The sequence below is a fragment of the Streptomyces sp. NPDC045431 genome (assembly GCF_040646655.1).
Taxonomy (GTDB): domain Bacteria; phylum Actinomycetota; class Actinomycetes; order Streptomycetales; family Streptomycetaceae; genus Streptomyces.
On the sequence record NZ_JBEZAQ010000009.1, the window covers coordinates 151,235 to 177,707 of the forward strand.

Annotated in this window: 26 protein-coding genes; 15 read left to right on the top strand and 11 right to left on the bottom strand. The window is 72.5% G+C overall.

The genetic code is table 11. The features are described from left to right. Positions 1-157: 157 nt before the first annotated feature. Positions 158-1,159 (top strand): sigma-70 family RNA polymerase sigma factor, encoded by a 1,002-nt coding sequence (locus tag AB0A69_RS20490; protein ID WP_361423580.1) that lies wholly within the window; start codon positions 158-160, stop codon positions 1,157-1,159. A gap of 11 nt (positions 1,160-1,170) precedes the next feature. Further along, complete coding sequence (locus AB0A69_RS20495) at positions 1,171-1,770, top strand: hypothetical protein (protein WP_361423583.1); 600 nt, start codon at positions 1,171-1,173, stop codon at positions 1,768-1,770. Between the two features lie 119 nt (positions 1,771-1,889). Here AB0A69_RS20495 and AB0A69_RS20500 read toward each other — a convergent pair whose 3' ends face one another. The 4 genes from AB0A69_RS20500 to AB0A69_RS20515 are packed head-to-tail and all read right to left on the bottom strand — an operon-like array spanning position 1,890 to position 6,100. Then, positions 1,890-2,921, bottom strand: a complete 1,032-nt coding sequence (locus AB0A69_RS20500) for a LacI family DNA-binding transcriptional regulator (protein WP_361423586.1) — start codon at positions 2,919-2,921, stop codon at positions 1,890-1,892. Between the two features lie 28 nt (positions 2,922-2,949). Next, entirely contained in the window at positions 2,950-3,822 is an 873-nt protein-coding gene (locus AB0A69_RS20505; protein ID WP_361423589.1) for a carbohydrate ABC transporter permease, read from the bottom strand. Then, entirely contained in the window at positions 3,819-4,772 is a 954-nt protein-coding gene (locus tag AB0A69_RS20510; protein WP_361423786.1) for a sugar ABC transporter permease, read from the bottom strand. The genes AB0A69_RS20505 and AB0A69_RS20510 overlap by 4 nt, the downstream gene beginning before the upstream one ends. A gap of 8 nt (positions 4,773-4,780) precedes the next feature. Continuing rightward, complete coding sequence (locus AB0A69_RS20515) at positions 4,781-6,100, bottom strand: extracellular solute-binding protein (protein WP_361423592.1); 1,320 nt, start codon at positions 6,098-6,100, stop codon at positions 4,781-4,783. Between the two features lie 219 nt (positions 6,101-6,319). Between AB0A69_RS20515 and AB0A69_RS20520 the strand changes: the two genes are divergently transcribed. Both AB0A69_RS20520 and AB0A69_RS20525 read left to right on the top strand, forming a co-directional pair. Next, entirely contained in the window at positions 6,320-8,344 is a 2,025-nt protein-coding gene (locus tag AB0A69_RS20520) for a beta-galactosidase (protein WP_361423595.1), read from the top strand. Between the two features lie 53 nt (positions 8,345-8,397). Further along, positions 8,398-9,969 (top strand): arabinogalactan endo-1,4-beta-galactosidase, encoded by a 1,572-nt coding sequence (locus AB0A69_RS20525; RefSeq protein WP_361423598.1) that lies wholly within the window; start codon positions 8,398-8,400, stop codon positions 9,967-9,969. A 77-nt stretch (positions 9,970-10,046) separates the two neighbouring features. On the opposite strand, the gene AB0A69_RS20530 is transcribed toward AB0A69_RS20525, so the two are convergent. The 3 genes from AB0A69_RS20530 to AB0A69_RS20540 all read right to left on the bottom strand — a co-directional run bounded on the left by AB0A69_RS20530 (position 10,047) and on the right by AB0A69_RS20540 (position 11,449). Further along, complete coding sequence (locus tag AB0A69_RS20530) at positions 10,047-10,469, bottom strand: acyl-CoA thioesterase (protein ID WP_361423601.1); 423 nt, start codon at positions 10,467-10,469, stop codon at positions 10,047-10,049. Between the two features lie 92 nt (positions 10,470-10,561). Continuing rightward, on the bottom strand, positions 10,562-10,996 hold the full coding sequence (locus AB0A69_RS20535; protein ID WP_361423604.1) for a cytidine deaminase: 435 nt from the start codon (positions 10,994-10,996) through the stop codon (positions 10,562-10,564). A 135-nt stretch (positions 10,997-11,131) separates the two neighbouring features. After that, a complete protein-coding gene (locus AB0A69_RS20540; RefSeq protein ID WP_361423607.1) occupies positions 11,132-11,449 on the bottom strand; it encodes a helix-turn-helix transcriptional regulator in 318 nt (105 codons plus the stop codon). 89 nt (positions 11,450-11,538) lie between these two features. Here AB0A69_RS20540 and AB0A69_RS20545 point away from each other — a divergent pair, with 89 nt between their 5' ends. Next, positions 11,539-12,537: a zinc-dependent alcohol dehydrogenase family protein gene (locus tag AB0A69_RS20545; RefSeq protein ID WP_361423609.1), complete on the top strand. Its 999-nt coding sequence runs from the start codon at positions 11,539-11,541 to the stop codon at positions 12,535-12,537. 72 nt (positions 12,538-12,609) lie between these two features. On the opposite strand, the gene AB0A69_RS20550 is transcribed toward AB0A69_RS20545, so the two are convergent. The 3 genes from AB0A69_RS20550 to AB0A69_RS20560 all read right to left on the bottom strand — a co-directional run bounded on the left by AB0A69_RS20550 (position 12,610) and on the right by AB0A69_RS20560 (position 15,257). Beyond that, positions 12,610-12,780 (bottom strand): hypothetical protein, encoded by a 171-nt coding sequence (locus AB0A69_RS20550; RefSeq protein WP_361423612.1) that lies wholly within the window; start codon positions 12,778-12,780, stop codon positions 12,610-12,612. Beyond that, complete coding sequence (locus tag AB0A69_RS20555) at positions 12,773-14,116, bottom strand: MFS transporter (protein ID WP_361423788.1); 1,344 nt, start codon at positions 14,114-14,116, stop codon at positions 12,773-12,775. The genes AB0A69_RS20550 and AB0A69_RS20555 overlap by 8 nt, the downstream gene beginning before the upstream one ends. 358 nt (positions 14,117-14,474) lie before the next feature. Then, the gene (locus AB0A69_RS20560) at positions 14,475-15,257 is read right to left on the bottom strand and encodes a DeoR/GlpR family DNA-binding transcription regulator (protein ID WP_361423791.1); all 783 of its coding nucleotides are present in this window, start codon (positions 15,255-15,257) and stop codon (positions 14,475-14,477) included. 268 nt (positions 15,258-15,525) lie between these two features. Between AB0A69_RS20560 and AB0A69_RS20565 the strand changes: the two genes are divergently transcribed. From AB0A69_RS20565 to AB0A69_RS20590, 6 genes are all read left to right on the top strand, one after another. Continuing rightward, entirely contained in the window at positions 15,526-17,037 is a 1,512-nt protein-coding gene (locus tag AB0A69_RS20565; RefSeq protein ID WP_361423615.1) for an FGGY-family carbohydrate kinase, read from the top strand. A gap of 29 nt (positions 17,038-17,066) precedes the next feature. Next, positions 17,067-18,551 (top strand): FGGY family carbohydrate kinase, encoded by a 1,485-nt coding sequence (locus AB0A69_RS20570; RefSeq protein WP_361423618.1) that lies wholly within the window; start codon positions 17,067-17,069, stop codon positions 18,549-18,551. Continuing rightward, a complete protein-coding gene (locus AB0A69_RS20575) occupies positions 18,548-19,171 on the top strand; it encodes a histidine phosphatase family protein (protein ID WP_361423621.1) in 624 nt (207 codons plus the stop codon). The genes AB0A69_RS20570 and AB0A69_RS20575 overlap by 4 nt, the downstream gene beginning before the upstream one ends. Positions 19,172-19,191: 20 nt before the next feature. Beyond that, entirely contained in the window at positions 19,192-20,235 is a 1,044-nt protein-coding gene (locus AB0A69_RS20580; RefSeq protein WP_361423624.1) for a 2-hydroxyacid dehydrogenase, read from the top strand. 149 nt (positions 20,236-20,384) lie between these two features. Further along, positions 20,385-20,840: an SgcJ/EcaC family oxidoreductase gene (locus tag AB0A69_RS20585; RefSeq protein WP_361423627.1), complete on the top strand. Its 456-nt coding sequence runs from the start codon at positions 20,385-20,387 to the stop codon at positions 20,838-20,840. 101 nt (positions 20,841-20,941) lie between these two features. Further along, positions 20,942-21,406, top strand: coding sequence for a hypothetical protein (locus AB0A69_RS20590; RefSeq protein WP_361423630.1), 465 nt, complete (start codon positions 20,942-20,944; stop codon positions 21,404-21,406). An 86-nt stretch (positions 21,407-21,492) separates the two neighbouring features. Here AB0A69_RS20590 and AB0A69_RS20595 read toward each other — a convergent pair whose 3' ends face one another. After that, on the bottom strand, positions 21,493-22,353 hold the full coding sequence (locus AB0A69_RS20595; RefSeq protein ID WP_361423633.1) for an SDR family NAD(P)-dependent oxidoreductase: 861 nt from the start codon (positions 22,351-22,353) through the stop codon (positions 21,493-21,495). Positions 22,354-22,449: 96 nt separating this feature from the next. Here AB0A69_RS20595 and AB0A69_RS20600 point away from each other — a divergent pair, with 96 nt between their 5' ends. The 4 genes from AB0A69_RS20600 to AB0A69_RS20615 all read left to right on the top strand — a co-directional run bounded on the left by AB0A69_RS20600 (position 22,450) and on the right by AB0A69_RS20615 (position 26,456). Then, positions 22,450-23,955: an MFS transporter gene (locus tag AB0A69_RS20600; RefSeq protein WP_361423636.1), complete on the top strand. Its 1,506-nt coding sequence runs from the start codon at positions 22,450-22,452 to the stop codon at positions 23,953-23,955. A gap of 240 nt (positions 23,956-24,195) precedes the next feature. Beyond that, complete coding sequence (locus AB0A69_RS20605) at positions 24,196-24,609, top strand: SRPBCC family protein (RefSeq protein ID WP_361423639.1); 414 nt, start codon at positions 24,196-24,198, stop codon at positions 24,607-24,609. Positions 24,610-24,615: 6 nt separating this feature from the next. Further along, a complete protein-coding gene (locus AB0A69_RS20610) occupies positions 24,616-24,927 on the top strand; it encodes a hypothetical protein (protein ID WP_361423642.1) in 312 nt (103 codons plus the stop codon). 62 nt (positions 24,928-24,989) lie between these two features. Then, on the top strand, positions 24,990-26,456 hold the full coding sequence (locus AB0A69_RS20615) for an ornithine decarboxylase (protein WP_361423645.1): 1,467 nt from the start codon (positions 24,990-24,992) through the stop codon (positions 26,454-26,456). The last annotated feature ends 17 nt before the right edge of the window (positions 26,457-26,473 follow it).

A 26,473-nucleotide genomic window follows, 5' to 3' on the forward strand; every position in this document is an offset into this window, starting at 1 on the left:
GGCATCGGCGGGAACCCCCTCAACCTAGGCGCCCGAGCGGCCCACTCCCTGGTCCATTCAGGGCCGTCGCGACTGGGCCATTGCGCGCCCCGCGGCCGGCCTCGGATGCGCGTGACGGCGGCCGCCCCGGGTAGGAATGACGGCGGAGGCCGACATCATGACCGCGCAGCCGAGGCTGATCCCGCGCGTCCACCGCCGCGAGCCCGGCGGACCGGACGACGAGCCCGATCTCGTACGCCAGTACCTCTCGCAGATCGCCGCGACCCCGCTCCTCACCGCCGGGGAGGAAGTGGAGCTGGCCAAGCGCATCGAGGCCGGTGTCTACGCCGACGAGCTCCTCCACGAGGCGGACACCGCCGCCGCGTCGGGCCGGCGCCGCGCCCTGCCGCCGCGGCGCAGGCGCGACCTGGAGGCCGTGGCCCGGGACGGGCGGCAGGCCAAGGACCACATGGTCCGCGCCAACCTGCGGCTCGTGGTCGCGGTGGCCAAGCGGCACAGCCGGCGAGGGCTGTCCTTCCTCGACGTCGTCCAGGAGGGCAACCTCGGGCTGATCCGGGCGGTCGAGAAGTTCGACTACACCAAGGGCTACAAGTTCTCCACCTACGCCACCTGGTGGATCCGCCAGGCGATCGAACGCGGACTGGCGCAGCACGCCCGCACCGTACGCCTGCCCGTCCACGTGGTGGAGGACCTCTCCAAACTCGGCCGCGCCGAACGCGCCCTCCAACCGCGCCTCGGCCGCGAACCGACCGTCGCCGAGGTGGCCGCCGCGACCGGCTTCCCGCCGGCGAAGGTCAGCCGGCTGCGCCGCGTCGGCCGTGACGCGATCAGCCTGGACACCCCGGTCGGCGAGGAGGGCGAGACGGTCGTCGGCGACCTCATCGAGGACACCGAGGTCCTCCAGGCGCCGCACGTCGCCGAGTACCGCGCACTGGCCGAACAGCTCCGCGCCGCGATCGGCACCCTGCCGCCCCGCGAGGCGATGATCCTCACCCTCCGCTACGGCCTCCACGACGGAGAGCCGCACACCCGCAAACAGGTCGCCGAGCACATCGGCCTCAGCACCGAGCGCGTGCGCCAGCTCGAACGCCACGCACTGGCGCGGCTGCGCGCCCCCGAGGGGGAAACACCCCTGCTGGCCTGGACGGACAGCACCTAACATCGCGGTCCATGGGGACGTACATCGACGGATTGATCGAGGCCCGCACGGCGGGCGGGGCGTGGAAGTTCGAGGTCAGTCTGCTCGACTTCGACCTCTGGAAGGCACGGGAGGCCCGTGAGTGCCTGTTCGGCTACGGCGGGGCCCTCGGAGTGGACCGGCCGCTGTTCGACCAGCGGGGATGGCCGGAGGACTCCTGCGACGAGGTGCCGAAGGAGTGCGACGAGCTCAACCACGGCCACTCGTACGCCACCTGGGCCGAGATCGCGGCGGTCGACTGGGACGCGCCGCTCTGCGACCGCCCCGACGGGGACCGTGTGGGGGTGTGGCTGCCGGGGCCGGACGGCGAGCTCGTCCTGGACCACCTGGTCTGGGCGCCGGTCGAGGTGCTCGACGCGGCGGAGGAGCTCTTCGGCGAGGACCTGGACCTGTACGAATGGCCGCCGGGCGGCGAGGTCCATCTGAGCGGCGCCGTGTACCGCCCGGTGATCTACACGGCCCGCATGATCGTGCCGCCGGACGGCCGTTGGGCCCCGGTGTGGGCGTCGATGCGCGCGCTGGCCGCCGAGTACGGCGACGAGAACGTCCGCCTGGTGGTCTGGTTCGGCTGAGCGAGCCGGAGCCCGGCCGGGGCTCGGGCCCGCGCCGGAGCCGGAGCCCCCGCCCGGCCGGGGCTCGGGCCCCGGCGGTTGCCGGGTCAGGCCCCCCGCCCCCGTACCGGATGCGGCGCTCAGGCCGAGTCCCGGCGCACCAGCTCCGTCGGGAGGATCACGGCCGCCGGGTCCTCGCCGCCGATCCGGGCGAGCAGCATCCGGACCATCTCGCCGCTGATCCGCTCCCAGGGCTGCCGCACCGTGGTGAGGGCCGGTCGCGTGGCCAGGGCCGCAGGGGAGTCGTCGAACCCGCCGACGGCCACGTCCTCCGGCACCCGCCGCCCGGCGCGGCCCAGCGCGTCCAGGACGCCCTGGGCCATCAGGTCCGACGCCACGAACACCGCGTCCACATCCGGCGCCCGCTCCAGCAGCAGCTCGGCCGCCGTCTCACCGCTCGCCCGGCTGTAGTCGCCCGCCACGACGAGCGACTCGTCGGCGGGCAGCCCGCATTCGGCGAGCACGTCGCGGTAGCCGGCGAGCCGCTCGACACCGCCGGGCGTGTCCGGCGGGCCCGTGACCGTGGCGATGCGCCGGCGCCCGGACGCGTACAGGTAGCGCACCATCGACCGGGCGCCGTCGCGGTCGTCGGCCGCGACGTAGCTGATCCGCGCGCTCTGCCCGAGCGGCTTGCCGCAGGCGACGACGGGGACGCCCGCGGCGTCGAGCTCGCTGCCCACCGGGTCGCCGGAGTGGCTGGAGACGAGCAGGACCCCGTCGACGTGTCCGGCGCGGATGTAGCGCAGGTTGCGGCGTCGTTCGGCCTCCGTGCCCGCGATCATCAGCAGCAGCGGGATGTCCTGCGCGGCGAGCGCCTGGGTGCACGCGCGCAGCAGGACGTTGAAGTTCGGGTCCTCGAAGAACCGCTCCTGCGGCTCGGTCAGGAGGAAGGCCACCGAGTCGGAACGGCCGGTGATCAGCGAGCGGGCGTGCCGGTTGACGACGTAACCCGTCCTGCGGATCGCGGCGTTGACGGCCGCCTGCGCCGAAGGACTCACGTAGTGGCCGCCGTTGAGCACGCGCGAGACCGTCCCGCGCGAGACACCCGCCTCGCGCGCCACGTCGTGGATCGTCACCGAACGCCGCTTGCCGTCCGTCCTACCGCGGTTCATGTATCGCGTCTCCTCTTCCCCTGCCGCTTCAGGACTTTACGGCGCCGGAGAGCAGGTCGAGGCTCCAGAACCGCTGGATGACGAGGAAGAGGGCGATGAGCGGGACGATCGCCAGCAGCGCGCCGGTGATCACCAGCGTGTAGAGGGCGGGGGTGCTGGAGCCCTGGGCGAGCAGCGTGAACAGCCCGACCGTCATGGGGAACTTGGTGTCGTCGCCCAGCATGATGTACGGCAGCAGGAAGTTGTTCCAGATCGCCACGAACTGGAAGAGGAAGATCGTCACCAGGCCCGGCGACATCATCGGGACCGCGATCCGCAGGAAGATCCGCCCCTCCCCGGCACCGTCCATCCGGCCCGCCTCGATCAGCTCCGCGGGGACGGCGGCCCGGGCGTAGACACGCCCGAGGTAGACCCCGTACGGCGAGAGGATCAGCGGGAGCAGCACGGAGAGGTACGTGTCCGTCATGTCGGCCCGCGCCATCAGCAGGTACTGCGGGATGGCGAGGATCACCGGCGGCACCAGCACGCCCGCCAGGATGGTGTGGAACACCGCCTCCCGGCCCCGGAAGCGGTACACGGCGAGCGCGTAGCCGGCGCACGCCGAGACCGCGGTGGACAGGGCCGCGCCCACGCCGGCGTAGAGGAGGGAGTTGGCCATCCACCGCCAGTAGACGCCCTCGCGGTAGGCGTTCAGGTCCGCGAGGTTGCCGGCGAAGCCGGTGCCGGGCAGCAGGCTGAAGGTGGAGAACAGCTCCGTGCCCGACTTGGTGGCGGCGACCACCACCCAGGCGACGGGCAGCAGGCAGTACAGCGCGCCCAGCAGCAGGGCGGCGGTCGGCAGCAGGGCGAACCGGCGCTGCGGGCGGGGAAGGCCCTGAGTGCCCTGGGCGAGCGTGCTCATCGGGTGTCTCCTTGTGCGGTACGGGAGTTGCCGAGCCGCAGCAGGGCGAAGGAGAGGGCGAAGGTGGCGAGGGAGAGGACCACGGCCGTGGCCGAGGCCGCGTACACGTTCCCGTTCACGAACGCGTCGCTGTACACCTTCATCAGCGGGCTCCAGGTGGTGGAGATGCCGTTCGTCAGCGGCTTGAGGGTGGTCGGCTCGCTGAAGACCTGGAGGGTGGCGATGACCGAGAAGAAGAAGGTCAGAACCAACGACGGCGCCACCATCGGGATCTTGACGCGCAGGGCGATCTGCAGGGGCGAGGCGCCGTCCAGCTTCGCCGCCTCGTACACCTCGGCCGGGATGGCCCGCAGCGAGGTGTAGATCACGATCATGTTGAAGCCGGTGCCGCCCCAGACCGCGATGTTGGCGAGCGCGAGGAAGAGCGGCCCGCCGTCGAGGAGGTCCGGCCGGGGCAGCCCCACCCGGTCGAGGGCGTAGTGGAAGGGGCTGACCTCGGGCAGGTAGAGGAAGCCCCACAGCAGCGCCGCGATGACGCCCGGGATCGCGTACGGCAGGAAGATCGCGAGCCGGGAGAAGGAGCGGGCGCGCACCCGCTCGCCGTCCAGGAGCAGGGCGAACAGCAGCGCCAGCCCGAGCATGACGGGCACGACGATCGCGCCGTACCCGAGGACCCGCAGCGCGCCGTGGCCGAGCTCGCCGTCGGTGAGGGCGGCGGCGTAGTTCTCCAGCCCCGCCCACACCTCCCGGCGGGCGCCCTTGCCCAGGCCCAGGCCGCTGATCTCGACCTTGTGGAGGCTGAGCCAGAGGGCGTAGCCGATGGGGAGGGCGAAGAAGAGGAGGAAGAGGACGGCGGCGGGGGCGAGGAAGCCGTACGGGGCGGCCTTGACCCCGTACGCTCCCGAGCGCCCGCTCCCGCGCGCCGTACGGTCCTTCACCCGTGTGCTCACGCTCACGCTCACGGAGCGACCTCGAAGCCCTGCTTCCTCAGGTCCGCCACGGTGGCGTCCTGCATGCCGGTGAGCGCCGTGTCGAAGCCGGACTTCGCCTTGGCGGCCTTGCCGAACCGGTCCTTGAAGGCGGCGTACGCGACGTTGACGTTCGGGCCCCAGGCGGCGGGGGCGGTGGTCGCGGCGATCTCGGCGGCGCGGGTGTAGAAGTCCGGCTGGTTGGCGAAGAAGTCCGGGGCCTTGGCGAGCGCGCCGCTGGTCTGGGCGGCGGTGGCGGCCGGGTAGACGCCGCTCTCCTTCACCAGGGCGGCGAGTGCCTCCGGGTCCGTGTTCAGCCAGGTGGCGAACCGGGCGGCCGCCGCCTTGTGCTTCGAGTCGGTGGTGACGGCCGTGGTCGATCCGCCCCAGCTGCCGGTGACGCGTTCGCCCGCGTTCCACTGGGGGAGCGGGGCCATGGCCCACGTGCTCTTGGTGTCGGGGGCGGCGGTGGTCAGGGTGCCCGGTGCCCAGACGGCGCTGACCCAGGCGAGCTGCTTGCCGGTGTTGAGGGCCTTGTTCCAGGCGGGGGTGTACATGGGCTGGTTGTCGATCGCGCCCTCGGCGACCAGGTCGCCCCAGAAGTCGGCGACCTTGCGGGTGGCGGGGTCGTCGATGGCGACCTTCCACTTGTCGCCCTCGACGGTCCACCACTTCGCGCCGGCCTGCTGGGCGAGACCGGCGAAGAGGCCGGAGTCGTTGGCGGAGAAGGTGGTGAGCGCCTTGTCCGGCGCCTTCTCCTTCAGGGCGCGGGCGGTCCGGGCGAACTCGTCCCAGGTGGCCGGGACGGTGAGCCCGTACTCCTCGAAGAGGTCGGCGCGGTAGTAGAACATCATCGGCCCCGAGTCCTGGGGCACCGCGTAGACGGCGTCCGTGCCGAGCGTCGTCTGCTGCCAGACGCCCGGGGCGAACTTCTCCTTCACCCCGCGGACTTCCTTCGAGATGTCGGCGAGGGCGTCGTTGCTGACCAGCGTCGGCAGCGCCTGGTACTCGGCCTGGACGAGGTCGGGAGCCTCACCCGCCTTCGACGCGGTGATGATCTTGGTGACCAGGTCGTCCCCCGACGCCTGCTTGTGCACGGTGACCTCGATGTCGGGGTGCTTCGCGTTCCAGAGCGCCGCCACCTTGTCCATGCCGGGCGCCCAGGCCCAGTAACTGAGCGAGACGGGGCCGGACTCGGTGGCGGCGTCCTCGCCGGACGACCCCGATCCGCAGGCGGTGAGTGCGGTCGCGCCGAGGGCGACGGCCGTGGCGGTGGCCGCGAGGCGGCGGCGCAGTGGCGTGTGCGACATGGGGGAGTTCTCCCTGACCGAAGGGGCCTGGCGCTCGGGTGCGCCGACCGGCCATGCATCTGTGAGCGTTCACAGTAGAGAAACGTTCCGGACACTTGTCAATGGTTGATCTCGTGCGGTTATGTTGCCCTGTCGCGGCGATACGGGTGTGTGCACGTTCCCACATCGCCTCAGTTCCCTTGCGGCCCCGGCCACGTGAGACACCATCAGGAGAGACCCATGCCGGCCCCCACCGTCCCCAGCCCGCACCGGCTCGCCTTCGGCGGGGACTACAACCCCGAGCAGTGGCCGGAGAGCGTCTGGCAGGAGGACGTCCGGCTGATGCGCGAGGCCGGTGTCACCCTCGTCAGCGTCGGCGTCTTCTCCTGGGCGCTGCTGGAACCGTCACCCGGCTCGTACGCGTTCGGCTGGCTCGACCGGATCCTGGACCTGCTGCACGACCACGGCATCCGCGTCGACCTCGGTACGCCCACGGCCGCCCCGCCGGCCTGGTTCTACCGGGCCCATCCCGACGCGCTGCCCGTCACCCGCGAGGGGGCGCGGTACACCTTCGGCTCCCGCGCGGCGATCTGCCACAGCAACACCGCCTACCGCGCGGCGTCGTCACGGGTCACCACCGAGCTCGCCCGCCGCTACGGCGGCCACCCGGCACTCGCCCTCTGGCACGTCCACAACGAGTACGGCGTGCCCGTATCCGCCTGCTACTGCGACGGCTGCGCCGCACACTTCCGCCGCTGGCTCCAGGACCGCTACACCTCCGTGGAGACCGTGAACGAGGCCTGGGGCACCGCCTTCTGGAGCCAGCGCTACGCCTCCTTCGACGAGATCGACCCGCCCCGGCTCACCCCCACCGTCGGCAACCCCGCCCAGCAGCTCGACTACCGCCGCTTCGCCGACGCCACCATGCGGGAGAACTTCGTCCGCGAACGGGACATCCTGCACGACCTCGCCCCCGGCATCCCGGTCACCACCAACTTCATGACGGCGCCGAGCCAGTGCGACTCCGTCGACTACTGGGCCTGGGGCCGCGAGGTCGACCTCGTCACCAACGACCACTACCTGATCACCGACGGCCGCCGCACCCACGTCAACCTCGCCATGGCCGCCGACCTCACCCGCTCCGTCGCGGGCGGCGCCCCCTGGCTGCTGCTGGAGCACTCCCCGTCCGGCGTCAACTGGCAGCCCCACAACCCCGCGAAGCGCCCCGGCGAGATGGCCCGCAACGCCCTCGCCCACGTGGCCCGCGGCTCTGAGGGCGCCATGTTCTTCCAGTGGCGCCAGTCCCGGCGCGGTGCCGAGAAGTTCCACTCCGCGATGCTGCCGCACGCGGGCACCGACTCCCGCGTCTGGCGCGAAGTGGTCCGCCTCGGCGCCGACATCGACTCCCTCGCCCCGCTGCGCGGCACGCGCACCGTCGCCGACGCGGCCATGGTCTGGGACTGGCAGTCGTGGTGGGCCCAGAGCCTGGAGTGGCGCCCCAGCCAAGACCTCGACGCACGCGAGCGTGCGGACGGCTTCTACGAGTCCCTCTACGACCGGCACCTCACCGTCGACTTCGCCCACCCCGAGGCCGACCTGTCCGCCTACCCGCTGGTCGTCGTCCCCGCGCTCTACCTCGCCACCGAGGCCGCGGGCCGCAACCTGCGCGCGTACGTCGAGAACGGCGGCACCCTCGTCGTCTCCTGCTTCTCCGGCATCGTCGACGAACACGACGCCGTGCACCCCGGCCCCTACCCGGGCGCGCTGCGCGACGTGCTCGGCCTGACGGTCGAGGAATGGTCGCCGCTGCTCCCCGGCGAGACGGTCCGCCTGGCCGGCCCCGGCGGGGCCGAATCGACCGGTGACGTCTGGACCGAGTTCGTCGTGCCGCGCGGCGCCGAGACCGTCTGGTCGTACGCCGACGGCCCCGCCGCGGGAGGCCCCGCCGTCACCCGCCACCGCCTGGGCCGCGGCACCGCCTGGTACGTCTCCACCCGCCTCGACGCCAAGGCGCTGGGCCCCGTCCTCGACGCGGCCTGCGCGGACGCCGGCATCGAGCCCCGTACCGGCCTGCCCACCGACGTGGAGGTGGTGCGCCGCTCCGGCGAGAGCGGCGAGTACCTCTTCGCGATCAACCACACCGACCACGACGCCAAGGTGCCGCTGGAGCGCTCCGGCACCGAGCTGCTGGGCGGCGAGCGCGCCGCCGGCCGGCTCACGGTCGAGGCCGGCGGGGTGAGGGTGGTGCGGCTGGACGCGGAGTGAGGCACCACCCCCACCGCACGGGACCACCCACACCGTCGAAAGGGACAGCGACGATGCACCCCACCCCACTACGCACCACCCGCACCCCACGGAGAGCCGCGGCGGCCGCGGCGCTCGGCGCCGCCCTGCTGCTCACCGGTCTTCCCGGCGGGCAGGCCGCCGCGGCGACCACCCTCACCAACGCCGGCTTCGAGGCCGGTACGTCGGGCTGGTCCACCTACTCGGCCGGGGGCCAGGGCTCGGCGTCGTTCGCCGAGGCGGGCGGACGCAGCGGGAGCAGCCGCCTCACGCACTGGTCGCCGTCCGCGTACAAGGTGGAGACGTACCAGTACCTGTCCGGGCTGACCAACGGCAGCTACACCCTCAGCGCCTGGGTCCGCTCCAGCGGCGGCCAGAACGCCGCGTACCTGGCCCTGCGCAACTGCGGTTCGGCGGAGCAGCGCACCGATCTGCCGCCGACGCCCAACGGGACGTGGATACGCTTGGTCACCTCGGTCAAGGTGACCGGCGGCCAGTGCACCGTCAGCGTCAACTCCGACGCCAAGGCGGGCAACTGGCTCAACGTCGACGACCTGGCCTTCACCCCGGGCTCGACCGGGCTCGCCGTCCGGGGCGTCGACGTGTCGATGCTGAAGAAGAGCGAGGACCACGGCGGTGTCTACCGCACGAGTACGGGCACCGCCGACGACGCCCTCACCATCCTCAGGTCGGCGGGCGCGGACTACGGACGCCTGAAGGTGTGGGTGAACCCGGCCGACGGCTACAACAGCAAGGCGCGCGTCCTCGGGATGGCGCAGCGGATCAAGGCCCAGGGCATGAAGCTGCTGGTCGACTTCCACTACTCCGACACCTGGGCCGACCCCGGCGCCCAGACCAAGCCCGCGGCCTGGTCCTCGCACGCGTACAGCCGGTTGACGACGGACGTGTACGACCACACCTACGACGTGTTGAACGCCCTCAAGGCGCAGGGCACCCCCGCGGACATGGTGCAGATCGGCAACGAGATCAACGGCGGCCTACTCTGGCCCGAGGGCTCCACGGACGACTGGCGGCAGACGGCGGGACTGCTCAAGTCCGGGATCTCCGCGGCCAAGGCCGTCTCCCCGTCCACGAAGATCGCCCTCCACCTCGCCCACGGCGGCGACAACGACCTCTACCGCTGGTGGTTCGACAACGCCACCGCGCAGGGCGTGCCCTTCGACGTCATCGCCCTGTCCTTCTACGGCTACTGGCACGGCGCCCTGTCGGACCTCCAGGCCAACCTGGACGACATCTCCGCCCGTTACGGCAAGCCGGTCCTGGTCGCGGAGACCGCGTACCCCTTCCGCCTGGACGGCGAGGACGCCCACGAGAACATCATCGACCTCCCCGGCGAACTGGTCCCCGGCTACCCGGCGACCCCGGCCGGGCAGGCGGCGTGGCTGCGCGACGTCATGAACGTCGTCGAGGCGGTACCCAACGGCCGCGGCCTGGGCGTCGTCTACTGGGACCCCACCTGGACCGCGGTCCCGGGCAACGGCTGGGACCCGGCCGACCCGGCGTCCGGCAACGCCTGGGAGAACCAGGCGCTGTTCGACTACGCCGACCGGCTGCTCCCGGCGGCGGCCTGGCTGCGCCACCGCTGAAGTCGGGTGGCCGCGGGCTTCACGCCCCGCGGCCGCCTGCCCTTCCTCCTCTTACGGCCCGCTCCTACAGCCCGCCCCTACAGCCCGAAGACCTCCGGCCGGTCCGCCAACTTGCGGAAGCGTTCCCGGGGATCGGCGAGGAGCCTGCGCTCGCGGAGGTCCATCAGGCCGCCCACTCCCGTGATCTCCGCGGCCACCGTGCCGTCCGCCTTCCGGATCTCCTGTTCGATGCGGAACGTCTTCCCCTCGCCCCACGCGAAGGCGCAGGTGACCTCCACCTCGTCCCCCGCCCGCAGCTCGCGGCGGTAGCGCACGGTCACCTCCAGGGCCACCGGCCCCACGCCCTGCTCCAGCAGGTCGCTCTGGCGGATGCCCGCCTCCTGCAGCATCGACCAGCGGGCGTGCTCCGCGTACTGCAGATAGACGGCCTGGTTCAGGTGCCCCTGCGTATCGGTCTCGTAGCCCCGCACGACCACCGGCACCGAAAAGGTCTCTGTCACCGCCCGAACTCCTCTCCCCGACGGCACACGAGCAGCGCCGACTCACCTGCGTAACGCGCCGGGGGTGTCTGACCATCCCGGGCGTGATGACGTCAGCCCTCGCTGCGGGGTGCCGTCGCGACCTCCAGCTGATGGTCCGCCCAGACGTAGGTCTCCGGCAGCAGGTCGGTGATGAGAACGGTGCGGATGCGGTCGCCCGCGCCGACGATGACCTTGAGGGCGGGGAAGTAGTCGAGCAGCACCTGGCGGCACCGGCCGCACGGAGGGACCACCCCTCGGTCCCGGTCGCCCACCGCGACGATCGTGTCCAGTTCGTAGGCGCCCTGGGCGGCGGCCGCGCCGATGAGGACCAGCTCGGCGCAGGGGCCTCCCGTGAAGTGGTAGGCGTTCACCGCGGTGACGATCCGGCCGTCCCGGGCGCGGGCCGCCGCCGCCATGGTGTGGTTGTCGCCCCGGCAGCGCGTACGGGCGACGTCGGCCGCGGCCTGGATGAGCTCGTGGTCGACGTAGTGTGGCTGGCTGTTCATCTTCTCCGCTCTCGTCGGGTGCGTCAGGTGACGGTGACGCGGGTGACGAGGTACCGCAAGCGAATATCCGCGCCTGGGACCGTCCGCGGGGGACCGGCTCCCCCGGGGCTCAGGAGTTGAGCGTCGGCACCCGCGTCAGCCCGCCTCCTCCCGTGCCCCCGTCACCGCGCCCAGCAAGCCCGGGAAGGCTTCCTCCACCTCGGTGCGGCGCAGGGCGTTCATCCGGGAGGTGCCGACGTAGTACTGGCGGATCAGGCCCGCCTCGCGGAGGACCTTGAAGTGGTGGGTGGCGGTGGACTTGCTGACCGGCATGTCGAAGGCGCCGCAGGCGATGTCCTCATCGGCGATGGCCAGTTGGCTGACGACGCTCCGGCGTACCGGGTCGACGAGGGCCTCCAGGACCTGCTGGAGGGTCACCTCGGACAGCTGGGGGTGGGGCGGCGTGCGTTCCATGGGGACATGGTACGACCGCCATCAAAGTTTGACGGTGGTCGAACTTGTATGGCACGGTGAACCGCGTTTCCGAGAGGGAGGACGGTTCCATGGCAAGGACTGTGCGGTTCCACGAGCTCGGCGGGCCCGAGGTGTTGCGGATCGAGGACCTGGAGACGGGCGAGCCGGGACCCGGGGAGGTGCGGATCCGGGTGGAGGCCATCGGGCTCAACAGGGCCGAGGGGCTGTTCCGCAGCGGTCGCTACATCGAGCCGGTCAAGCAGCTGCCCGCCAGGATCGGCTACGAGGCCGCGGGGATCATCGAGGCGGTAGGGCCGGAGGTGGCCGGTTTCGCGGAGGGGCAGGCCGTCAGCGTCGTACCGAGCTTCTCGCAGAACGACTACGGCGTGTACGCGGAGAGTGCCATCGTCCCGGCGGCCGCGCTCATGCCCCGCCCCGACGGGACGGACCCGGTGGCCGGCGCCGCGGTGTGGATGCCGTACCTCACCGCCTACGGCGCGATGGCCGAGGTGGGCCGGGTACGGGCCGGAGACGTGGTGGTGATCAACGCGGCCTCCAGCAGCGTCGGCCTCGCCGCCATCCAGACGGCCAACCGCCTGGGTGCCACGCCCGTCGCCGTCACCCGCGGCCGCGCCAAGCGGCAGCGGCTGCTCGACGAGGGCGCGGCCGACGTCATCGTCTCGGACGAGGAGGACGTCGCGGGGCGCGTGCTGGCGCTGACCGGCGGCAAGGGCGCCGAGTACGTCTTCGACGCCGTCGCCGGTCCCGGAGTCGTGGAGCTGGCCCGGGCCGTCGCCGCCGACGGGACGCTGTTCCTGTGGGGCGAGCAGAGCGGGCAGCCGACGCCGTACCCCGGGTTCGACCTCGGCATGCCCGCGTTGAACATGCGTACGTACTCGATGCTGGAGATCACCAGGGGCCCGCAGCGGATGCGCCGCGCCACGGCGTTCATCACCTCGGGCCTGCGCACCGGCTTCCTGCGCCCGGTGGTGGACCGCCTCTTCCCGCTGGAGGAGATCGTGCAGGCGCACGCGTACATGGAGTCCAACGTCCAGTTCGGCAAGATCGTCGTCACCGTGGGGACGTGACACACCGCTCGCACCGCGACGGGCCGCGGGCCGCACCCGGACGTCTCCGGGTGCGGCCCGCGGCCCGGTCTCTCACGCCGGGTCCTCGCCCTTCGCCTCGCGTCCGACCTCCTCCGTCTCGGCGGTGCGCTCGCCCTCCGCCTGCGAGGGCGTCGAGCGGGCCACGTCGGGGTGTTCGTCGACGCCCGGCTCCCGCTCGCCTTCCGCCTGGGAGGGCGTCGGGTAGTCCCACGCATCACTCATGGCTCGCCTCCGGGGAATCGTCCCGCGCCCGCGCTGCCGGGGCGGGAGCCGACGAGTACCCGCCGGCCGCCGGTGATACCGCCTGCGGCAGCTTGAGGAAGAGGGTCATCACGGCGCTCGCCAGGTAGAGCAGGGCGAAGATCCACATCACCCCCTGCACGCCGAGCGGCCCGAGGAAGATCCCCACCAGCGCCGGGCCCAGGAAGGTGCTGGCGCCCGCGCCCAGGTTGAGCGCCGACATCGCCTGGCCCTTGTGGGCCGGGTCGAGCGACGGCATGAGGGCCGAGAGCGGTACGTAGCCGGCGAGGGTCGCGCCGAAGAGGCCGACCAGCACCATCGCGAGGGCGTAGTGATCGCCTGCCGAGACCGTGCCGTAGTAGAGCAGGAGCGTGGTCACCGCGCAGCCGACGCCGCCGCACCAGGCGACGGTGCGCTGCCAGCCGATGCGGTCGCCGACCACCCCGAAGATCAGGTTGAAGAAGATGTTGGTGGCGAACATCGCCGACAGCAGCTGAAGCCACTCGGTGAGCGAGAAGCCCAGCGTGTCGGTGAAGAACACCGGCAGGAAGACCAGGAACCCGAACTGCGGTGCCGTGTTGATCGCCCGCACCACCGCGCCCGTGCCGATCCGCGGGTTGCGCCAGACGATGGCGAGCGAGCCGAGCAGCGTGGCGACCGGGCGCTCCCCGGCGGGTGCCAGGCGGCGGGCGCCCGTGGGCTCGCGCACCAGCAGCAGCGCGATCAGACCACCCGCCAGCACCAGGCCCAGCGAGAGCCACAGCGTTCCGTACGCGCCGATCGCGGGCACCGCGAAGCTGGCGACCAGCGAGCCCAGCGTCGGCAGGCCGCCCGTGAAGGCGAACCAGAACCAGCCCACCGCCGAGCCGAGGCGCCGCTGCGGCGTCACCGCCGTGACCCACACCAGGAAGCCGTACGCGAAGAGCGGGTAGCCGAAGCCCCGCAGGCCGTAAGCGGCCAGCAGGAGGCCGAAGTCGGCGGCCGGGACCGCGAAGACGAGGAACACCACCTGGAACGCCGCCCAGACGGCCAGGCCGAGCATCATGACGCGGCGCGGGCCCCACAGGTCGGACAGCGCGCCGGAGAACCAGGCCGCGACGCTCGCGGTCACGCCGTAGACGGTGAACAGCACCGCCACCCGCTCCTTGGACATTCCCTCGTCCAGGAGGTACGGCGCCAGATATCCGGATTCGACTCCGTCGCCGATCATGAAAATGAGAACACCGAGGAATCCCCATGCGAGAGGCCGGGGAATGCCGATCCTGTCCAGCCAATGCCTCGGGGGTGATTCCTCGGCGGGGGAGGACGAGGGATCCAGAACGACGGCCACGAGAAACCACCTTTTCCACGGGGGACGGGGGAGGGGGGTGGGTGCCTAAGGCGTCACGATGAAACGGCCGCACGGGAGGGCGGTCAATGCGCGGGGAGAAAACCTCGCCGTACGCGGACGCCGTGGCGTGAAATCGAGGGACACGCGCCCGGGCCCCGCCGCGCGAGGCGGCGGTTCTCCCAGCTCAGCGCGGTGGTCGGGGCAAGGTCGGCGCAGGGGCCCGCGTGAAGCCGATGTGATGTTCACGTGACCGTGTGACCACGTGACCGTGTGACCGCGTGACCGCGTGACCGCGTGACGAGGTGACCTCGTGGCGCACGGCCGGGGCGGCTCAGCCCGGAGGGACTCAGCCCGGCGTGCCCGACGCGTCGACCGTGCGGACGTCGACGCCTATCTCCCGCAGCCGCCGCACCTCGCCCGCCGGCGCCGCGTCGTCCACCAGCACCAGGTCGAAGTCGGCGAGCGGCGCCAGCGCGTACAGTCCCTGGTTGGCGAACTTCGTGTGGTCGACCAGCAGCACCCGCCGTGCCGCCGACGCCATCATCGCCCGCTTGACCTGCACCGTCTCCGGTGACATGTGGTAGCAGCGGCCCCCGGTCACGGCCGTGGTGGACATGAACAGCACATCCGCGCGGAACGACTCCACGCTCTGCGCCGTGTGCAGCCCCATGAACGCGTCATACGCCGGGAAGTACGTGCCGCCCAGCGCGATCAGCGACACCCCGGGCTCCCGCGCCAGCGCCGAGATCGCCGGCAGCGAGTTGGTGATGACCGTCAGCGGCGTGTGGCCCGACATCTGCTGCGCCAGGCTCAGGCAGGTGGTGGAGTCGTCCAGCATCACGATCTGCCCGGGCGCGAGCAGCCCGGCCGCCGCCCGCGCCAGCCGGTGCTTGGTCCCCGCCATCGTCGTCATGCGCTCGCTGACGCTGCCGTGGAACTGCGTGGACGGCAGGCAGCTCGCCCCGCCCCGCACCTTCCGCAGCCAGCCCTGCGACTGGAGCGCGTCCAGGTCGCGGTGCACGGTCATCACGCTCACGTCGAACTCCTCCGCCAGGTCCGCGGTGCGGACGAACCCCTTGGCGGTCACCAGATCGCGCAGCCGGCGCCGCCGCTCCTCCTGGGCGTCCATACGGGTCACGGCGTCCGGCTCCTTTCCGGTTCACTCCACCGGCGCGCCGGGAAGGGTGGGGGATGGGTGGGGTGAGGGATGAGAATCTCACGTGAAGTTAACACGACCGGAGTGCGGCGCCGCCCGGCCGACGGGAACGCCGTCGCAAACGCCCCCGCGTTTTCACACGGCGGCCCCGGCCGGTCACGGGAGGTTTTCCCAGCCGATTGACGCACCGCCCGACGGCACGTTTCCCTGACGTCCGCAAGTGCGAAGGGGCAGGTATTCCATGTCGGTTCTCACCATCGACGTCGGCACGTCGGTCATCAAATCGGTCGTGTTCGACGACCAGGGACAGGAAAGAGCGCTTTCCCGTATAGGGACCGAAGTGCTGCGCCCCCTTCCCGGCTGGGCGGAACAGGACATGGACGCCGTCTGGAACGCGGTCGTCTACACCGTCCGCAGCGCCCTCTCCCAGCTCGGCCCCGGCCACGACCCGGTATGGCTGGTGTCCTTCACCGCCCAGGGCGACGGCTGCTGGCTCGTCGACGCCGACGGCCGCCCCACCGGCCCCGCCGTCCTCTGGTCCGACGGCCGTGCGGGCGACCTCCTCACCCGCTGGGCCGCCGACGGCGTCCTGGAGGAGGCCTACCGCCGCAACGGCTCCCTCACCTGCAGCGGCATGCCCAACGCCGTGATCAGCTGGCTCGCCGCCCACGACCCGGACCGCCTGGCGCGCTCCCGTACGGCCCTGACGGCGGCCGGCTGGCTCTTCCTCAAGCTCACCGGTGTCACCGCGATCGACGAGTCCGACGCGTCGGCACCCTTCCTCGACCACGCCACCGGCGCCTACGACCCGGCCGTCCTCGACCTGTTCGGCTTCGCGGAGCACGCCCGGCTGCTGCCCCGGGTGCTCGGCGAGCACGAACGCATCGCCGAGATCACCCACCGCACCGCGGGCGAGCTGGGCCTGCCCGCCGGACTGCCCGTCGTCATGGCCCCGTACGACATCGCCTCCACCGCGCGCGGCGCGGGCGTCGTCGACCCCGGGCAGGCGTGCGCCATCCTCGGCACCACCCTCTGCACGGAGATCGTCACCCGCGAGGTCGACACCTCCGGCGAGCCCTGCGGCATCAACATCGCCTACCGCGGCCGCGAACGCCTCCTGCGCGCCTTCCCCACCCTCTCCGGCACCGAGGTCCTCGACTGGGCCTCCCGCCTCCTCGCCGTCGACGGGCCCGCCGCCCTCGGGAAGCTCGCGTTCGGCACCCCGCCCGCGCCCGGCGGCCCGGCCTTCCTGCCGTACCTCTCGCCCGCCGGGGAGCGCGCCCCCTTCCTCGACCCGCACGCGCGCGGCACCTTCTGGGGCCTGTCCCTCGACCACACACCCGCGCACCTCGCCCGGGCCGTCTTCGAGGGCCTGTCCCTCGTCGTCCGCGACTGCCTGCGCGCCTCCCGGACCGACGTCCACGAACTGCGCCTGTGCGGCGGAGGCTCCGCCAGCGACGCGTGGTGCCGGCTCATCGCCGACGTCACCGGCGTCCCCACCGCCCGCAGCGCCGACACCGAGCTCGGCGCCAAGGGCGCGTTCCTCACCGGGCTGGTCCTCAGCGGCGCCGAGCCCGGCATGCGCGCAGCCGCCGAGAAGTACGTCCGCATGCGCGCCGGCTGGGAGCCCGACCCCGGGCGCGCCGCGCACTACGACGAGCTGTACGAGGCGTTCCTGACCTGGCGCGCCGCCGCCCGCTCCCTCGGCTGGGCACCTGTTCCCGCCACCGCACGGAAAGCGCCCCATGTCTGACGCCCTCGCCACCGCACGGAAAGCGCCCCATGTCTGACGCCCTCACCGCCGACGCCGTCCACCTCGGCCTGGACCTCGGCACCCAGTCCGCCCGCGCGGTCGCCGTCGACGGCACCGGAAGGCTCCTCGCCGCCGCGTCCCGCCCCCTGACCGGCCACCGCGACGGGCCCCGCCACGAGCAGGACCCCGAGCAGTGGTGGTCCGCCCTCGCCGCCGCCTGCCGCGAGGCGCTGGCCGGCATCGACCCGGCGCGCGTCCGGGGCCTGGCCGTCGACGCCACCTCCGGCACCGTCCTCCTCGCCGACGAGCGGGGCACACCCCTCACACCCGGCCTGATGTACGACGACGGGCGCGCCCGCGCGTACACCGCACGCGTCAACAAGGCGGGCGCCGCGGTGTGGGAGGCGCTCGGCTACCGCACCATGCAGCCGTCCTGGGCCCTGCCCAAACTGCTCTGGCTTCTGGACGACACCGACTTCCCCGGCGCCCGGCTGCTCCACCAGGCCGACCTGATCACCTGGCGGCTCGCCGGCCGGCAGCTGCCGAGCGACGCCAGCCATGCCCTCAAGACCGGCTACCACCTCGTCGACGACCGCTGGCCCGACGAGGAGCTGGGCGCGCTCGGAGTCCCGCCCGGCCTCCTCCCCGACGTCGTACGGCCCGGCACCGTCATCGGCACCGTCTGCGCCGACGCCGCCACGGCGACCTCCATCCCCGCCGGAACGCCCATCGTCGCGGGCATGACCGACGGCTGCGCCGCCCAGATCGGCGCCGGAGCCCTCACTCCCGGCGCCTGGAACTCCGTCCTCGGCACCACCCTCGTCCTCAAGGGCGCGAGCCCCCACCTCGTACGCGACCCCGGGGGAGTGGTCTACTGCCACCGCGGTCCAGGGTCGACGTGGCTGCCCGGCGGCGCGTCCAGCAGCGGCGCGGGCGCCCTCGCGCACCGGTTCCCGGGAGCGGACCTGGAGGCCCTCACCGCCCGGGCCGCCGCCACCGGCTCCACCGCCGTCGCCTACCCCCTCACCGGCGCGGCCGGCGAACGCTTCCCCTTCCGCGCGCCCGACGCCACCCCCTTCGTGCTGGGCGACCCGGCCGGCGACGCGGAGGAGTTCCACGCCCTCCTCCTCGGCGTCGCCTGCGTCGAACGCCTCTGCTTCGACTACCTCGACCACCTCGGCGCCCCCGTCGACGGCCCGCTCACCCTCACCGGCGGCGGCGCCCGCAACCGCTACTGGTCGCAGCTGCGCGCCGACGTCCTCGGCCGTACGGTCGCCCTCCCCGAACACGCCGAGAGCGCCACCGGCATGGCGGTCCTCGCCGCGACCGCCTCGGGCGCCACGCTGGAACAGGCCGCGGCCGCCATGGTGCGCGTCCGCGAGCAGCTGACCCCCGACCCGTCCCGTACGGCCCGGCTGGCCCCCGTCTACCTCGGTTTCGTCGACGAACTGACCCGACGGGGCCGACTGGATCCGTCCATGGCGGCGCACGCCCGCAGAAAGGCCGAGCAGTGACCGACTTCATCCTCGTACGCCACGGCGAGACGGAATGGCACGCGGAGAACCGCTACGCCGGCCGCACCGACGTGCCGCTCACCGAACTCGGCCACAAGCAGGCCGCCACGCTCGCCGCCTGGGCCGCCGGGCAGCGGCTCGACGCCGTGCTCTGCTCCCCCCTCTCGCGCGCCCGCCTCACCGCCGAACCCGCCGCCACCGCCGTCGGCCTCACCCCGCGCGTCGACGAGCGGCTGTACGAGGTCGACTTCGGGCGCGGCGACGGGCTGACGCGCGCCGAGATGGCCGAGGAGTTCCCGGACGCGCTCGCCGCCTTCCTCGCCGACCCCGTCGCCCACCACCTGCCGGGCGGCGAGGACCCCGCGGCGGCGGCCGACCGGGCGATCGCCTGCCTGGAGGAGGCCGCCCGCGAACTCCCCGACGGGCGCGTCCTCGTCGTCGCCCACTCCACCCTCGTACGCCTCGTGCTGTGCAAGCTCCTCGGCATCCCCCTCGCCCGCTACCGCCAGGTCTTCCCGGCCCTGGAGAACGGCGCCCTGACCGAACTGCGGCTGCCGCCCGGCGGACAGGCGTCCCTGCTGCGTCTCAACGCACCCGCCGCCCTCGGCACCACCCACTGAACCCCCTCTGGAGCACCACCGTGACCACCACCGTCCTCGCCGCCGGCGACCACTTCGTCCTGCCCCGCCTGCTGACCGAGGAACTGCGCGCCGCCACCCCGGCCGCCGACCTGGACGTACGCGAGCTCGGGCTGCCGTGGCCGCACACCCCCTTCGGCACGGTCGCCGAAGTCGACGAGGCGTCCGGCACCGAGGACGAGCTGATCGAGGCGCTGCGCGGCGTACGGATCTGCCTGACCCAGATGGCCCCGCTCACCGAGCGGATCCTCAAGGCCTGCCCCGACCTGGAGCTGTTCTGCGTCAGCCGCGGAGGCCCCGTCAACGCCAACCTGGAGGCCGCCACCCGCCACGGCGTCGCCGTCTGCTACGCCCCCGGCCGCAACGCCGTCGCCACCGCCGAGCACACCCTCGCCCTGATCCTCGCCGCCGCCCGCGGCATCGGCGACGTCCACACCGACCTCAGGCACGGCACCTGGCGCGGCGACTACTACGACTACGACCGCTGCGGTATCGAGATCGACGGCGCGGTCGTCGGACTGGTCGGCTTCGGCGCGATCGGCTCGCGCGTGGCCCGCGTCCTGGTCGCCATGGGCGCGAAGGTCCTCGTCCACGACCCGTACGTCACGCCCGAGGCGGTGGACGGCATCGCCGACCTCGTGCCCCTCGACGAGCTGCTCGGCCGCTCCCGGATCGTCTCGCTCCACGCCCGGGTGACCGAGGAGACCCGCGGCATGATCGGGCGCGAGCAGATCGCGGCCATGCGCCCCGGCTCCGTCCTCGTCAACTGCGCGCGCGGCGCCCTTGTCGACTACGACGCCGTCTGCGACGCCCTCGACGCCGGCCACCTCGCGGGCGCGGGCTTCGACGTCTTCCCCGTCGAACCGGTCCCGGCCGGCGCCCGGCTGCTGTCCACACCGGGCGTCGTCCTGACCCCCCACATCGCCGGTGGCAGCCGCGAGGTCGCCCACAAGGCGGCCCGCATCGTCGCGGCCGAAGCCGCCCGCTTCCTGCGCGGCGAAACCCTCGCCCACTGCGCCAACCCGGAGGTGCTGCGGCGCCGCTAGGGGGTGTCGGCGCCCCGTGTCACATTCCGCCGGGCCGTCTCGTCGTACTGGCAGCGGGACCGGGACGGAAGCAGGCAGCGGCGATGTGCACGTCTGCGCGCGGGCCGCCTTCCGTCCCGGAGGACACCGCCCAACCGAAGGAGTACGCGATGACCACCCACGACACGACCACCCACGAGTCCGAGATCCGGGCGCTCCTGGCGCAGCGCGCCGACGCCCAGCAGACGAAGGACATCGAGCGGCTCATGTCGTTCTACGCCCCCGACGCCGTCTACTACGACGTCGTCCCCCCGCTGCGGTTCACGGGCACCGACGAGATCCGCCGCAACTTCCAGCGCTGGTTCGACGGATACGTCGGCCCCATCAGCCTGGAAACGCACGACCTCACCCTCGCGGCCGGCGGGGACACCGCGTTCGCGCACATGCTCCACCTGGACTCGGGGGAGCGGAAGGGCGGGCTCCAGGCGTCGATCTGGGTACGGGAGAGCGTCTGCCTCCAGCGGACCGACGGCAGGTGGTCGATCACACACGAGCACGTCTCGATCCCGATCGACCCGGCGACCATGACGGTCTGGCTCCCGTCCGACCGCGACCAGCTCGCCTGACACAGTGAGGAGCATCCACCATGGTCACCACCGGTTCGGCGCCCACCGCCGTCGCCGTGCGTCGGGGGAGAGGACGGAGTCCGCGCAGACGGGTGACGCTCATGAGGTTCGCCACGGCGACGCTCGCCGTGTCGGCCGCGGTCGGTGCGTGGGCCGTTGACAGTGCGAACGCCGGAACCCCGGAGAAGGCGCGTGTCGAGGTCCTCGAAGTCACGGTGCGGAACGACCAGTACACGGCTGTCGACCTCGGCCCCACGGGGCCGAGCCTGGGCGACATGGACGTCTACTCCGGCACCGCCGTCAAGGACGGGCACGCCATCGGACGCGGCGGCGGAACCTGTCAGGTCATACAGATCGAGGGCGACACACAGACGTCGCAGTGCCTCATCACGATGGAGGTCGCGCGGGGGTCGGTGACGATGCAGTCGTTGTGGACGAAGGGCGTGGGCTCCCTCGACATGGCCATCACCGGCGGAACGGGCGAGTACAGCAACGCCCGGGGCATCGCTCGCTTCTGGGACATCGCGACACCGAACGAGCGGGCGCGCCTCGAGATCCGACGCTGAGAGCACGACCTCACGCACGAGCCTCCAGGGGTGCCTCGGTGTCCTCGCTCCCCTCCTGATGTGGGCGCGACACGCTGAGACACCCCCTAGACTCGCCGCCCCGCCTTCGGACGACGGCCTCGCCGCCGCCGCCGCCCGCGCCGCCGGCCCGGTCCGGCCGCGGCGGGCGGCTCCGACAGGTAGCGCTGCCCCGCCGCCTTGAGCCGGTCGGGCACGGCCTTGACGGCCGCTCCGAGGACCCGGCTCTTCACCGAGCCCGCGACGACCCGGTTCCGGCCGCGCATCAGCGCCTCGAAGGCGTCCTGGGCGACCCGCGCCGGGTCGTCCTTGTGCCGGAGGCGGCCCAGGCGGGTGTCGTCCATGCCCGCGCGGTGGAAGAAGTCCGTCTCCGTGGCCCCCGGCATCAGCGAGGTGACGGTCACCCCCGTGTCCTTGAGCTCCTCGCGCAGCGCCTGCGCGAAGGACTGGAGGAACGACTTGGAGGCGCTGTAGACGGACTGGAACGGCCCCGGCGCCATCGAGACCACCGAGGAGGTGATCAGCAACCGGCCCTCGTCCTCGTCGACCATGGCGCGCAGCAGCCGGTGCGCGAGGTGCACCGTCCCGCTGATGTTGACGTCGATCACCCGGGCGTGGTCCGCCAGGTCGGTGTCGGTGAACGCCCCGCCCGTGCCGACGCCCGCGTTCAGCGCCGCGGCGGCGACCGGGCGGCGGGTGGCGAGCACCGCGGCGTGCAGCTGCTCGACGCCGTCGTAGGTGGCGAGGTCCGCCCGTACCGCCGTGACGTCGGCGCCGCGGCCCCGCAGCTCGTCGGCGACGGTGCGCACCGCCGCGTCCTCGGCGCAGAGCACCAGGTCGAAGCCGTGTGCGGCGAACGTGCGGGCCAGCTCGCGGCCGATGCCGCTGGAGGCGCCGGTCACCACGGCCAGAGGTCTCACGGTGTCCATGACCGCCGGGGTACCCGCCCGCCCGGCGTGCAGGCCCGTTTCGCTGGATTGATCATGGGGTACACGCGTCGCGCCACGACACCCCGGAGGTGACCCATGAGCGAGCTCGGTCAGTCGACGAACGGGACCGTCACCACGCAGGTCCCCGCCAGATTGGACCGGCTGCCGTGGTCCCGGTGGCACTGGATGATCGTGATCGGCCTGGGCACCGTCTGGATCCTCGACGGCCTCGAGGTCACCATCGTGGGCAGCATGGCCAGCCGCCTCTCCGAGGAGGGCAGCGGCCTCGCCATCAGCAGCGCCCAGGTCACCGGTGTCGCCGCCGCCCTGTACGTCGCCGGCGCCTGCTCCGGCGCGCTGTTCTTCGGCTGGCTGACCGACCGCTTCGGCCGCAAGAAGCTCTTCCTGATCACCCTCGCCGTCTACCTGGCCGCGACGGCGCTGACCGCGCTGTCGTACTCGTCCTGGTGGTTCTTCCTCTTCCGCTTCCTCACCGGCTTCGGCATCGGCGGGGAGTACGCGGCCATCAACTCCGCCATCGACGAGCTGATCCCCAGCAAGTACCGCGGCCGGGTGGACCTGATCATCAACGGCAGCTTCTGGCTCGGCGCCATGGGCGGCGCCCTGCTCTCCGTCGTGTTCCTGGACACCGCCCTCTTCCCGAAGGACCTCGGCTGGCGGATCTCCTTCGGCCTCGGCGTCGTGCTCGGCCTGGTCATCCTGCTGGTACGCCGGCACGTGCCGGAATCACCCCGCTGGATGTTCATCCACGGCCGCGCCGAGGGCGCCGAACAGCTCGTCTCCGACGTCGAGCGCGAGATCGAGCGCGAGAAGGGCACGCCGCTGCCCGAGCCCGCCGGCGCGATCACCATCAAGCAGCGGCACAGCGTCGGCTTCGTGCAAATCGCCCGGACCCTCCTCCGGACCTATCCCCGGCGGGCGGTGCTGGGCCTGGCGCTCTTCATCGGGCAGGCGTTCCTCTACAACGCCATCACCTTCGGCTTCGGCGCCATCCTGGTGACCTTCTACGACGTGCCGAGCGGCTCCACCGGCTACTTCTTCGCGGTCATCGCCGCCGGGAACTTCCTCGGACCGCTGCTGCTCGGGCACCTCTTCGACACCTGGGGGCGCCGCCCCATGATCGCCGGTACGTACCTGATCTCGGGCATCCTGCTCTACGCCACCGCCTGGCTGTTCGGTGACGGCCGACTCACGGCGACGACCCTGACGGCCTGCTGGTGCGTGGTCCTCTTCTTCGCCTCGGCGGGCGCGAGCTCGGCGTACCTCACCGTGAGCGAGATCTTCCCGATGGAGACGCGCGCCATGGCCATCGCCTTCTTCTACGCCATCGGCACCGCCGCCGGCGGGATCTCGGGGCCGCTGATCTTCGCGGGCCTCACGGAGAGCGGCGTTCCGGCCGACACCGTGCTGGCCTTCTGCATCGGCGCCACCGTGATGGTCCTGGGCGGTCTGGTGGCCCTCTTCCTGGCCGTCCCGGCGGAGCGCAGGTCGCTGGAGGACATCGCGACGCCGCTCTCGGCGCAGGCGGCGGCCACCGCGACGGCCGCCCCGGGGCGTACGGCTCCGCAGTCGGCGCTGTGAGGACCGGGACGGCGGAAGTCCTGCCGGAGGCCGATTGGCATCCTTCCGCAGGAATGGTTTATCGTTCATGCAGTCGGTTGTGAAGACGCCTTCACAACCGCCCCCTTGACTGCCCCGGCTGGTTCCCCCGTCCAGCCGGGGCTCTCTTTTGCCCGCTTCGGCTCTGCCCCGCTTCAGTCGCCGCTCGCCGGGAACCCGTCCTGGGAACGACCGACCCCGAGCCGAGGACGGTAGACAGCGATGACCGAGTACGAACGCTCCCGCACCATGCCCGCGCTGCCCGAGCACGTCTTCGACCAGGCGGCCAACATCGACCAGATGGACACCTGGCTCCCGGCCGAGCTGCACGTGCACGCCCAGGACCTGCCTGCCGTCACCGTCCACGAGGACCGCACCGACGAGGACACGGCCGCCCTGCTGCGCGCCGAGCGGGACCAGATGCGGCTCGAATGGGGCACCCGGGAACAGGGCAGCTACACCGGCTGGCTCCAGGTCGCCGGCATCGACACCGGCACCAGCGAGGTGACCGTGCACCTGTCCTTCTTCGACGAGAGCCACGACCCGGGCGACAAGGCCGTCTCCGACGCCCTCGACCGCAGCCTGGAGCGGCTGGAGCAGCAGGTCCGGCTGCGCGTCGACAACGCCGCCGGCTGACCGCCCGTGGCCCCGCGCGCCAAGCGGTACGCGGTCGCCGCCTCGGGCCGGTGGACAGACGAGGACGGCGGCCGCCGCCGACTGCCCGCGGGCGAGGTCCACGCCTGGGAACCGGGCCTCAACCAGACGGTCTGCGGCCTCTCCCTCAGCCGCTCCGAACTGGCCCGCTTCCCCCACGTCACCTGGACCGACACCTTCCCGGAGTCGGGCGGCGCCGCCGACCGCGTCCAGCGGCTCTGCCCGCGCTGCGCCTCCGTCGCCGGCCGCCGCGGCCCCGACGCCCGCCCGCGCTGGCAGCGCACCAACCCGCGGCCCTGAGCACGGGCGCGTGCCCCGGGCGGTCCCGTTTCCTGGCCGGGCGCGCGGGCACCCGCGACTACATGGATCACTCGAAGGCACCCGTACTCGACGCCCTGCGGGCGTACCACGCCGAGAACCAGACCCCCTTCACCCCGCCCGGGCACAAACAGGGGCGCGGGGCCGATCCGCGCGTGCGGGCGGTGCTCGGCGACGCCGTGTTCCTCTCCGACGTCCTGGCCACCAGCGGCCTCGACGACCGCATGTCGTCGAAGGGCATCGTCGAGCACGCCCAGGAGCTGATGGCCGACGCGGTGGGCGCGGAGCACACCTTCTTCTCCACCTGCGGCAGCTCGCTGTCGATCAAGGCGGCGATGCTGTCGGTCGCGGGCCCGCACGAGAAGCTGCTCGTGGGGCGCGACGCGCACAAGTCGGTGGTCTCCGGCCTGGTCCTGGCCGGCATCGTGCCCATCTGGGTCGACCCCCAGTGGGACGCCGAACGGCATCTGGCGCACCCCCCGTCCGCCGACGCCTTCCGCGCCGCGTTCGCCGAGCACCCCGACGCGCGCGGCGCGCTGGTGACGACGCCGACGCCGTACGGCACCTGCTCCGACCTGCCGGGTATCGCGCGCGTCTGCCACGAGCACGGCGTGCCCCTCATCGTCGACGAGGCGTGGGGCGCCCATCTGCCCTTCCACCCCGACCTGCCGACCTGGGCCATGGACGCCGGGGCGGACGTCTGCGTCACCTCCGTCCACAAGATGGGCTCCGGACTGGAACAGAGCTCGGTCTTCCACCTCCAGGGCGACCTCATCAAGCCCGAGGTCCTCAAGAACCGCGAGGACCTCCTCGGCACCACCAGCCCCTCGGTACTCGTCTATGCGGCCCTCGACGGCTGGCGCCGCCAGATGGTCGAACACGGCCACGCCCTCTACGACGACGCGCTCGCCCTCGCCAAGTCCGTACGGGCGCGGATCGCCGACATCGACGGCCTGCACGTGCACGGCCGCGACGACTTCTGCGGGCCCGGCCGCGCCTCCGACATGGACCCGCTCCAGGTCATCGTCGACATCACCGCCCTCGGTACGACCGGCTACCGCGTCGCCGACCGGCTGCGCGAGAAGCACCACATCAACCTGCACCTCTCCGACCACCGCCGCAGCAGCGCCCAGCTCACCCACGCGGACGACGAGGCGAGCGCGGACGCCCTCATCACCGCCCTGGCGGAAGCGGCCGCCCACGCCGACGAGATGCGCCCCGCCCCCGAGATCGAGGTGCCCGACCCGGCCGAGCTGCGGCTGGAGCAGGTGATGCTGCCGCGGGACGCGTTCTTCGGCCGGACCGAGCAGGTTCCGTGGGAGAAGGCCGTCGGCCGGGTCACCGCCGAGATGCTCACCCCGTACCCGCCCGGCATCCCGGCGGCCCTGCCCGGCGAACGCCTCAACGCCGAGGTCCTGCGCTACCTGCGCAGCGGCGTCGACGCGGGCATGGTCGTGCCCGACGCGGCGGACACGGAGGTCAAGAGCATCCGGGTGTCCATCGAGGACTGAGGACGCCGAGGACGCCG

Coding starts and splice junctions, on each gene's coding strand:
- AB0A69_RS20490 (WP_361423580.1), top strand. CDS start 158: ATGACCGCGCAGCCGAGGCTGATCCCGCGCGTCCACCGCCGCGAGCCC.
- AB0A69_RS20515 (WP_361423592.1), bottom strand. CDS start 6,100: ATGTCGCACACGCCACTGCGCCGCCGCCTCGCGGCCACCGCCACGGCC.
- AB0A69_RS20560 (WP_361423791.1), bottom strand. CDS start 15,257: ATGGACGCCCAGGAGGAGCGGCGGCGCCGGCTGCGCGATCTGGTGACC.
- AB0A69_RS20595 (WP_361423633.1), bottom strand. CDS start 22,353: ATGGACACCGTGAGACCTCTGGCCGTGGTGACCGGCGCCTCCAGCGGC.
- AB0A69_RS20540 (WP_361423607.1), bottom strand. CDS start 11,449: ATGGAACGCACGCCGCCCCACCCCCAGCTGTCCGAGGTGACCCTCCAG.
- AB0A69_RS20565 (WP_361423615.1), top strand. CDS start 15,526: ATGTCGGTTCTCACCATCGACGTCGGCACGTCGGTCATCAAATCGGTC.
- AB0A69_RS20570 (WP_361423618.1), top strand. CDS start 17,067: ATGTCTGACGCCCTCACCGCCGACGCCGTCCACCTCGGCCTGGACCTC.
- AB0A69_RS20550 (WP_361423612.1), bottom strand. CDS start 12,780: ATGAGTGATGCGTGGGACTACCCGACGCCCTCCCAGGCGGAAGGCGAG.
- AB0A69_RS20535 (WP_361423604.1), bottom strand. CDS start 10,996: ATGAACAGCCAGCCACACTACGTCGACCACGAGCTCATCCAGGCCGCG.
- AB0A69_RS20605 (WP_361423639.1), top strand. CDS start 24,196: ATGACCGAGTACGAACGCTCCCGCACCATGCCCGCGCTGCCCGAGCAC.
- AB0A69_RS20520 (WP_361423595.1), top strand. CDS start 6,320: ATGCCGGCCCCCACCGTCCCCAGCCCGCACCGGCTCGCCTTCGGCGGG.
- AB0A69_RS20590 (WP_361423630.1), top strand. CDS start 20,942: ATGAGGTTCGCCACGGCGACGCTCGCCGTGTCGGCCGCGGTCGGTGCG.
- AB0A69_RS20500 (WP_361423586.1), bottom strand. CDS start 2,921: ATGAACCGCGGTAGGACGGACGGCAAGCGGCGTTCGGTGACGATCCAC.
- AB0A69_RS20615 (WP_361423645.1), top strand. CDS start 24,990: ATGGATCACTCGAAGGCACCCGTACTCGACGCCCTGCGGGCGTACCAC.
- AB0A69_RS20545 (WP_361423609.1), top strand. CDS start 11,539: ATGGCAAGGACTGTGCGGTTCCACGAGCTCGGCGGGCCCGAGGTGTTG.
- AB0A69_RS20525 (WP_361423598.1), top strand. CDS start 8,398: ATGCACCCCACCCCACTACGCACCACCCGCACCCCACGGAGAGCCGCG.
- AB0A69_RS20585 (WP_361423627.1), top strand. CDS start 20,385: ATGACCACCCACGACACGACCACCCACGAGTCCGAGATCCGGGCGCTC.
- AB0A69_RS20505 (WP_361423589.1), bottom strand. CDS start 3,822: ATGAGCACGCTCGCCCAGGGCACTCAGGGCCTTCCCCGCCCGCAGCGC.
- AB0A69_RS20495 (WP_361423583.1), top strand. CDS start 1,171: ATGGGGACGTACATCGACGGATTGATCGAGGCCCGCACGGCGGGCGGG.
- AB0A69_RS20600 (WP_361423636.1), top strand. CDS start 22,450: ATGAGCGAGCTCGGTCAGTCGACGAACGGGACCGTCACCACGCAGGTC.